Origin of the sequence: Frankia tisae, from assembly GCF_025403405.1 — a bacterium.
GTDB lineage: Bacteria > Actinomycetota > Actinomycetes > Frankiales > Frankiaceae > Frankia > Frankia tisai.
On record NZ_JANEZT010000315.1, the window covers coordinates 1 to 8,012 of the forward strand.

Sequence of the window (8,012 nt, forward strand, 5' to 3'; positions counted from 1 at the left end):
CCACGATTCCCGCAGCCCCCGCAGCCCCCGCTCCGCCGGGCGCGGGGACGGCTCCGCCATCACCGGTGGGAGCTGCGCCGGCGCGCCGAGCAGGTAGGACAGCGATACCGCCGCGATGCTCTGCGCCGTCAGCATGGCAACCAGGATGATCACCTGGAGCCGGGCGGCGGTCGCCGGGGACGCACCGCCGAGCAGCGCGCCGACGAACGTCCCTGGCAGCGAGACGAGCCCGACGGTGCGGGTCTGGTCGAGCGGTGGGACGAGCGCCTCGGCCACGCTGTCCCGGGCGATGTCGACGACGGCCCGGCGCGGCGTCGCACCGAGCGCCAGCCACGCCTCCACCTCGTCGCGGCGGCGGCGCAGCCCGTCGGCGAGCCGGCGGCCCGTCAGCGTGCAGGCCGTCATCGTCCCGCCGACGACGCTGCCGGCGAGGGCGACGAGATTGCGGACGTTCGCCTCCACCGCGCCGACGGCGAACACCACGCCCAGGGCCACCGATGCCCCCAGCAGGCAGGACACGCCGACCCGGCGGACCGCCGCCGGGAAGCCGACCAGCCGCCGCGACGCCGTCCCCACGGCGGCCACCAGCATGACGGCGAGCACAGCCGCCGCGGTCGCCGGCGCGGCGAACACCCCCCGCAGCGCGAGGCCGATCAGCGCGAGCTGGGCCACCGCCCGGGCCGAGGCGGTCAGCACATCCCGGCGCCGCGGCACCCGAGCCCAGGTCAGGCAGGCCACCGCCGCCGCGAGCAGCAGCGCGAGCCCCACGACGAGCCGCAGGTTCGCCTCGACGTCCACGACGGCCCCTTTCTGCGTCCCGGACGTCGTTCGGTTCTGGTCGCGTCATCGTCCATCGGTTACAGGGAGCCGAGCAACTCGACCGTGCGGGCCCATTCCGCCGCCCCGGCGATCTGCAGGTTGGCCAGGAGGTGCGTCGCGCCCGCGGCGGCGAGCCGACCGAGTTCCCGCTCGACCTGCCGCTCGTCGCCGATGATCGCCACCTCCGCCGGGGAGTCGACGCCCTCCCGGTCCAGCATCGCCCGGTAGGACGGAATGGTCCCGAACAGCGCCAGCGACTCGGCGGCGCGCTCGCGCACCTCGTCCGGGTGGTCGGTGACGCAGACGGGCAGGCCCACGACGATCTCGGGGGCGGGCCGGCCCGCGGCGGCGCGGGTGATCGCCGGGACGATGTGCTCGCCGATGGTGCGCGCCCCCGCCAGCCAGGTCACGGTGCCGTCCGCCACCTCACCGGCGACACGCAGCATGGCGGGGCCGAGCGCGGCGAGCAGGACCGGCGGCGGCGTGGCCCCGGGCACGCGGGCGGACACGCCGCCGGTGACCGCGGTGACGGTCTCGCCGCGGACGTCGACCGCGCCCTCGCGCAGCAGTGGGAGCAGCGCCGCCAGGTACTCCCGCAGGCGCAGTGCCGGCCGGTCGAACGGCAGCCCGTACCGTTGCTCCACCGATGCGCGGTGCCCGACGCCGAGGCCGAGGCGCAGCCGGCCACCGATCGCCGCCTGAGTGGTCTGCACCTGGCTGGACATCGCAATCGGATGCCGCGCGGGGACGATCGTGACGGCGGTGCCCAGCGTGATGGCCGGGATCTCCCGGCCGATCAGGGCGAGCGCGGTCAGCGCGTCGAGACCGTAGCCCTGCCCCAGCCACAGCGACGCCAGGCCGGCGTCGGCCGCCCGGCGGGCACGCCCCAGGAGGTCGTCGACGGCATTGGGGACATCCGGAGCGGACAGTTCAAGGGCCAGGCCAACCGGGATCATGACGGAAAGATAGTTCGATAATCCCGAACTATCAAACTGTCTGGCATGGGCTGAATATGCTGGCGCCGTGCGACGCCTGCCCCATCCGGCCACCGCGGATCTCGACCTGGCGGTGATCCTGCACGCGCTGGGTGACCCGGTCCGGCTGGAGATCGTCCGCCGCCTGCGCTCCCAGCCCGACGTCACCTGCGCCCCGGCGGGCATGGACATCCCGAAGTCGACGCTGTCGAACCACTGGCGAGTCCTGCGCGAGGCCGGCCTGACCTCGACGACCGTCGAGGGCCGCCAGCGGCGGATGCGGCTGCGCGCCGCCGACGTCGACAGCCGCTTCCCCGGCCTGCTCGACACCCTCACCGACCGCGACACCCTCACCGACCGCGACACTCGCACCGACCGCACCGACCTGACCGGCCAGGACGCGATGGATCGGTTACTGGCCGGTGCCGGCGACGGCCGCTGGGTCGAGCTCACGGCACTGTGCACCCCGGATGCGGTCGTGGAGTTCCCCCTCGCCGACCCGGCCTGCCCGCTGCCGCGCCGGCTGCGGGGACGCGTCGAGATCGCCGACCGGCTACGGGATCTCAACGGGCTCGGGCTGAAGATCGCCATCCACGATGCCCGGATGCATGTCGCCGACGGTGGGAGCGCCGACAGCGGGAGCGTGGTGATCGAATGCACGCTTCTCGGCCGCCTCCCGGCCGGCCCGGCCTGGCCTCCCCTGCCGGCGGCGCTGGTCATCGACTTCCGGGATGGGCTCGTCGCGGCCGTGCGTGGCTATCTCCCGGGCGGGCTGCCGGCACCGGAGGTGGGCCATCCGGTGGGATCTGCCGCTGGCGACTGTCCCGTCTGACACGCCCGGCGACAACCTTCTACCATCCGTCGTAGACAGGAATGCGGGTGACCGCGCGGTGATACGCGCGGCGAGATCGGAAAGGGCGGCGGGATGCTTGCGGACGGCGGCGCGGGACGCCATCGATGATCGACGGACTGGCGGCCGCGTCCATCGCCTGCGCGCTCGTGGCCGGGGCGGCCTGTCTGCTGCAGACCTGGCGCGATCGGGCGGTCGGGGTGGGGCTGCTGGCCGCCGCCGGGGTGGTCGAGGCCGTCCTGCTCGCCCAGGTGATCTCCGCGATCGTGATCGTGGCCGGCGGCTCGCACGCCGACCAGCCGACGAACTTCGTGCTGTACCTGGTCGCCTCGGTCGTGGCGCTGCCCGTCGGGGTGTGGTGGTCGCTGGGTGACCGCTCCCGCTGGGGCAGCGGAGTGCTGGGCGTCGCGTGCCTCGCCGTCGCCATCATCGTGGTCCGGTTGGGCCAGGTCTGGGAGAGCACGGGTGGATGAGACAGCTCAGGTGAAGGAGACAGCGATCCGCGGAGCCTCGCCGACGGCGGGTGGGCCGGGGCGGATCCTCGTGACGGTCTACGCGATCTTCGCGGTGGCCGCCTGCTCGCGGTCGATCGTCCAGATCTCCACCGAGTTCGACCACGCCCGGGTGGCCTACCTGCTTTCGGCGTTCGCGGCCGTGGTCTACGTCGTCGCGACGGTGGCACTGGCCCGTCGCGGCGCGGCCTGGCATCGGGTCGCCGTCACCGCCTGCGCCACCGAGCTGCTCGGCGTGCTCGCCGTGGGGACCGCGAGCGTCGTGGATTCGGCGGCGTTCCCCGACCAGGCGGTGTGGTCGAACTACGGCAGCGGCTACCTTTTCATCCCGGTGATCCTGCCGATCGTCGGCCTGACCTGGCTGCGCAGGACCGCGGCGCGCGCGCGGACCACCGATCGACCAGCCCGGGAGTCGACGAACCCCTGACCAGACGTCTGCCGAGACCGCCATCCCCCCGGCCCGGCCATCTCGTAGGTTCGCGGTATGCACACCCTTACCCGGGACGAGGCCGTGACGCGCGCGAACCTGGTGCGCGTCGACGGGTACGACATCGAGCTGGACCTGACGGCGGCCCGGACGTCGACGGAGTTCGGCTCGACGACCAGGGTGCGCTTCAGCCTGCGCGAACCGGCGGCGATCCTGGCCCCGGGCGAGGGCGGGCCGGCGACGTTCGCCGAGGTCAAGCCGGTGAGCGCGCATCTGGTGCGGCTCAACGGCCGGGCCCTGGACCCGGCGGCGCTCGACGGCAACCGGCTCCCCCTCACCGGCCTCGGCCCGTCGAACGAGCTCACGGTGACGGCGACGATGCGCTACTCGAACACGGGTGAGGGGCTGCACCGGTTCACCGATCCCGAGGACGACGAGGTGTACCTGTACGCCCAGACGTTCCTCGACGACGCCCAGCGGATGTTCGCCTGCTTCGACCAGCCCGATCTCAAGGCACCGGTGCGGCTGACGGTCCTGGCACCCCCCGACTGGGTGGTACGGGCCAACGGCGCGGGCCGGCAGACTGCCCCGGGCCGCTGGGAGTTCACCGAGACCCCGCCGCTGGCCACGTACTTCGTGACGGTGGTCGCGGGGCCGTACCACGTCATCGAGGACAGTCACGACGGCATCCCGCTCGGCCTGCTCTGCCGCCGCTCGCTCGCGCCCTACCTGGACGCCGACGCCGCGGAGATCTTCGACGTCACCCGGGCGTGCCTCGACCGCTACCACGAGCTGTTCGCCGACCGTTACCCGTTCGGCACCTACGACCAGGCGTTCGTCCCCGAGTTCAACGCCGGAGCGATGGAGAACCCGGGCTGCGTGACGTTCCGCGACGAGTTCGTGTACCGCTCGGCGGTCACCGACACCGAACGCGAGCTGCGGGCCGTCGTCATCGCCCACGAGATGGCGCACATGTGGTTCGGCGACCTGGTCACCATGCGCTGGTGGGACGACCTGTGGCTGAACGAGTCGTTCGCCGAGTACATGGGCTACCGGGTGACCGCCGAGGCGACCCGGTTCACGCAGGCGTGGACCAGCTTCGCCGTCGGCCGCAAGAGCTGGGGCTACGCCGCCGACCAGCGGCCCTCCACCCACCCGGTCGCCCCGCCGGACGTCACGGACACCGCGCTGGCGCTGCTGAACTTCGACGGGATCTCCTACGCCAAGGGCGCCTCCGTGCTGCGCCAGCTCGTCGCCTGGGTGGGCGACGAGGCGTTCCTGACGGGGCTGCGCGCCTACTTCACCAGCAACGCCTACGGCAACGCCACCCTGGCCGACCTGCTGACCGCACTGAGCGAGGCGAGCGGGCGCGACCTCGCCGGCTGGGCCGAGCTGTGGCTGCGCCGGGAGCAGGTCAACACCCTGCGCCCGCAGGTCACCGTCGACGCCCACGGCCGCTACCAGCAGGTCGCGGTCGTCCAGACGGCGCCGCAGGCCTACCCGACGCTGCGCCCGCACCGCCTCGGCATCGGCATCTACGGCCCCGCGGACGGCGCCGGCGGGGGCGGCGGCGCCGGCGAGGGCGGCGGCGCCGGCGAGGGCGGCGAGGGCGGCGAGGGCGGCGGGGGCGGCGAAGCACCGATCGAGCTGCTGCGCCGGGTCGAGGTCGACATCGACCCGGCCGCGGCGGACGGGCGGACCGCGGTCACCGCGCTGGCCGGCGCCGAGGCCGGCCGGCTGCTGCTGGTCAACGACGGCGACCTGACCTACGCGAAGGTGCGGTTCACCCCCGACGACCTCGCGGCCCTGCCGGCCGTGCTGCCCCGGATGGCCGACCCGCTGGCCCGCGCGGTGATCTGGGCGGCGGCGGCCGACGCGACCCGTGACGCACAGTGGCCCGCGGCCGACTACCTGGCGCTCGCCGCCTCCGCGCTGCCGTCGGAGACCCAGCTCGCCGTCTTCGAGGACGCCCTGCGCTTCGCCCGGGCCACCGCGCTCACCCGCTATCTCGCCCCGTCCGCCCGGCCGGCCGCGGGCGCGCGGCTGCACGCCGCCTGCCTGCGGGCGCTGGCGGACGCCGGTCCCGGCAGCGGCCGCCAGCTTTCGGCCGCGCGCGGCGTCATCGGATGCAGCGGACCCGGTGAGGTCGACGGGCTCGCCGCCTGGCTGGCCGGGCAGGACGTGCCCGCCGGGCTGCTCATCGACCCGGAGCTGCGCTGGACGCTGCTGCACCGGCTGGTCGTGCTCGGCCGCGCCGGCGAGACCGAGATCGCCGCGGAGGGCCGGCGCGACCGCAGCGCCCGCGCCGCCGAACACGCGGCACGGGCCCGCGCGGCCATCGCGGACGCCGCGGCGAAGGCCCGCGCCTGGGAGATGATCGTGGCCGACGACAGTGCGTCCGCGCGGCTGATCGGGGCGACCGCCGAGGGCTTCTGGCAGCCCGAGCAGGGCGACCTCACCGCCGCGTACGTGCCCCGGTACTTCGAGCAGATGCCGGCGATGACCGCCCGGCGCACCCCGCACGCCGCCCGCCAGATCGCCACCTTCGCCTACCCCCAGTACGCCGTGTCGGCGGGGACGCTGCGGGACGCGGACGCCCTGCTCGACCGGGGCGGCCTCGACCCGGTGCTACGCCGGGTCATCGTCGACGCGACCGACGAGCTACGCCGCGCCGTCCGCGCCCGCGCCTGACCCGGCCGGCGCGACAAGTGGACCCGAAAGGTCCGTAACGAATTTGTCGTCCCGCCGACGATCGCCAGCGCGAACGGAAGCCCTCGGGCATAGTTTCCGCAGAAACGATCGTTCGCGGAGCGGGGGCGGCATGGCAGTCGGCGCACAGGCGCCCAATCAATCGACCGGCCGGGGCGTGACGACGGCCGGCGTTCTTCTGCTCGGCGCCGCCGTCGCCGTGTCGATGGGCGTATATGCAAAAGTCCACGACCCCGCTGGCCGGCCCGTGTTCACTCTCGGCTTTTCCGGAATGCTGCCGATGAAAGCATGGCTGACGACGGCGGCCACCCTTCTTCTGATCGTCCAGCTCATCACGGCGCTGTGGATGTGGGGCCGGCTGCCCGGGGCGGGCCCGGCGCCGTCCTGGGCCGGTGGGCTGCATCGATGGAGCGGCACGGCGGCGTTCGTCCTGACCCTGCCGGTCGCCTTCCACTGCATCTGGGCGCTCGGTTTCGCCGACACCGACGCCCGCGTTCTGGTGCACAGCGTCGTCGGTTGCCTCTTCTACGGCGCCTATGCGGCGAAGATGCTCGGCCTACGGGTGCGCGGCCTGCCCGGGTGGGCACTGCCGGTGCTGGGTTCCACGGTTCTGGCGTCACTCGTCGTGCTCTGGCTGAGCGCCTCGCTGTGGTTCTTCACCCAGTCCGGAATTCCCCATGTCTGAGTCGACGCTCCCCGGCCCGATATCGAGGAAGAGAAAATGACCCAGGAAGCGCCGAGCCGGCGGACCATCGTTCCGGGAATCGCGGTCACCGTGGCCGCCGGGGCGGTCGGCTACGTCGTGGCCGATCACAGTGACGCGGCGAAGGCGACGTCCGGGCGGTCCGGCGAGTACGGCCGGACGTCGGCCGCCGCCGGCAGTTCCGGTGGCGCAGGCGCCACCGGCGGCTCGGGGAGCACCGGCGACTCCAGCGGGAAGGGCGCGGCCTCGGGCGGTTCGGGGGGCACAGCGGCGCCGCTGGCCCGGGCCGGCGACGTGCCTGCGGACGGCGGGATCATCCTCGGCGACGCCGGCATCGTCCTGACCAGGGACGCCGCTGGCAAGGTCCAGGGCTTCTCGAACGTCTGCACCCACCAGGGCTGCTCGGTGAACGCGGTGTCGAACGGCCGGATCCGCTGCCCGTGCCACGGCAGCGCGTTCGACACCCGCACCGGCCAACCTCTCGCCGGCCCGGCGAAGGCGCCCCTACCCCCCGTCGCGGTGACCGTCCGCGGCAACGAGGTCTTCCGCGCCTGACCGCCCGGCCGACCATGGCCCCAACCGCATCAACCCGCTCGGCCAACCTGTTCGGCCCGACCTGTCCGGCCGGCACTCGCCCAGCCGGCCCCCGGCCGGGCCGCTTCGAGAGGACCAGCAGTGGACCCGACAGCGCTGCGGATCGTCACCCCAGCCGGCGAGACCGTGCTACCGCCCGACCGCGACCACGTCGTCGGCCGCGGCCGCGACTGCGACGTCGTCATCGCCGACGGCCGGGTCTCCCGCCGGCACCTGCGGCTGGAGCCCAGCGGCGCCGGCTGGCTCGCCCGCGACATCAGCTCCAACGGCATCTGGGTCGACGGCACCCGCAGGGTCAGCGTCCCGCTCACCGGCGGCGAGGTCCAGGTGCATCTCGGCACCGCGAACGGTCCCCTCGTCGTGCTGATCCCCCCGCCGCCGGTGAGCGGGACGCTGACCCTGCGGGTGCCGTCGACCCAGATGC

Annotated in this window: 9 protein-coding genes; 7 read left to right on the forward strand and 2 right to left on the reverse strand. The window is 74.0% G+C overall.

Annotation, left to right across the window (positions count from 1 at the left end; translation table 11 throughout):
• Both NBZ85_RS23830 and NBZ85_RS23835 read right to left on the reverse strand, forming a co-directional pair.
• Window positions 1–798 (reverse strand): ABC transporter permease (locus NBZ85_RS23830; protein ID WP_261562629.1); only part of this gene is annotated, 798 nt, incomplete at its 3' end.
• Between the two features lie 59 nt (window positions 799–857).
• Window positions 858–1,775 carry an LLM class F420-dependent oxidoreductase gene (locus NBZ85_RS23835; RefSeq protein WP_261562630.1) on the reverse strand — a complete coding sequence of 306 codons (918 nt, stop codon included), beginning with the start codon at window positions 1,773–1,775 and terminating at the stop codon, window positions 858–860.
• Between the two features lie 67 nt (window positions 1,776–1,842).
• Here NBZ85_RS23835 and NBZ85_RS23840 point away from each other — a divergent pair, with 67 nt between their 5' ends.
• From NBZ85_RS23840 to NBZ85_RS23870, 7 genes are all read left to right on the forward strand, one after another.
• Window positions 1,843–2,625, forward strand: a complete 783-nt coding sequence (locus tag NBZ85_RS23840; RefSeq protein ID WP_261562631.1) for a helix-turn-helix domain-containing protein — start codon at window positions 1,843–1,845, stop codon at window positions 2,623–2,625.
• A 125-nt stretch (window positions 2,626–2,750) separates the two neighbouring features.
• Window positions 2,751–3,116: a hypothetical protein gene (locus NBZ85_RS23845; RefSeq protein WP_261559311.1), complete on the forward strand. Its 366-nt coding sequence runs from the start codon at window positions 2,751–2,753 to the stop codon at window positions 3,114–3,116.
• The gene (locus NBZ85_RS23850; protein WP_261562632.1) at window positions 3,109–3,582 is read left to right on the forward strand and encodes a hypothetical protein; all 474 of its coding nucleotides are present in this window, start codon (window positions 3,109–3,111) and stop codon (window positions 3,580–3,582) included. The genes NBZ85_RS23845 and NBZ85_RS23850 overlap by 8 nt, the downstream gene beginning before the upstream one ends.
• 57 nt (window positions 3,583–3,639) lie before the next feature.
• A complete protein-coding gene (gene pepN / locus NBZ85_RS23855; RefSeq protein WP_261562633.1) occupies window positions 3,640–6,273 on the forward strand; it encodes an aminopeptidase N in 2,634 nt (877 codons plus the stop codon).
• Window positions 6,274–6,403: 130 nt separating this feature from the next.
• Window positions 6,404–6,976, forward strand: coding sequence for a DUF6529 family protein (locus NBZ85_RS23860; protein ID WP_261559308.1), 573 nt, complete (start codon window positions 6,404–6,406; stop codon window positions 6,974–6,976).
• Window positions 6,977–7,012: 36 nt separating this feature from the next.
• Window positions 7,013–7,549 carry a Rieske (2Fe-2S) protein gene (locus NBZ85_RS23865; RefSeq protein WP_261559307.1) on the forward strand — a complete coding sequence of 179 codons (537 nt, stop codon included), beginning with the start codon at window positions 7,013–7,015 and terminating at the stop codon, window positions 7,547–7,549.
• Window positions 7,550–7,669: 120 nt separating this feature from the next.
• Window positions 7,670–8,012 (forward strand): FHA domain-containing protein (locus NBZ85_RS23870; protein WP_261562634.1); only part of this gene is annotated, 343 nt, incomplete at its 3' end.

What these genes read in the sequence shown, in the direction of transcription:
- NBZ85_RS23835 (WP_261562630.1), bottom strand. Translation starts at nt 1,775, where the DNA reads ATGATCCCGGTTGGCCTGGCCCTTGAACTGTCCGCTCCGGATGTCCCC.
- NBZ85_RS23845 (WP_261559311.1), top strand. Translation starts at nt 2,751, where the DNA reads ATGATCGACGGACTGGCGGCCGCGTCCATCGCCTGCGCGCTCGTGGCC.
- pepN (WP_261562633.1), top strand. Translation starts at nt 3,640, where the DNA reads ATGCACACCCTTACCCGGGACGAGGCCGTGACGCGCGCGAACCTGGTG.
- NBZ85_RS23860 (WP_261559308.1), top strand. Translation starts at nt 6,404, where the DNA reads ATGGCAGTCGGCGCACAGGCGCCCAATCAATCGACCGGCCGGGGCGTG.
- NBZ85_RS23865 (WP_261559307.1), top strand. Translation starts at nt 7,013, where the DNA reads ATGACCCAGGAAGCGCCGAGCCGGCGGACCATCGTTCCGGGAATCGCG.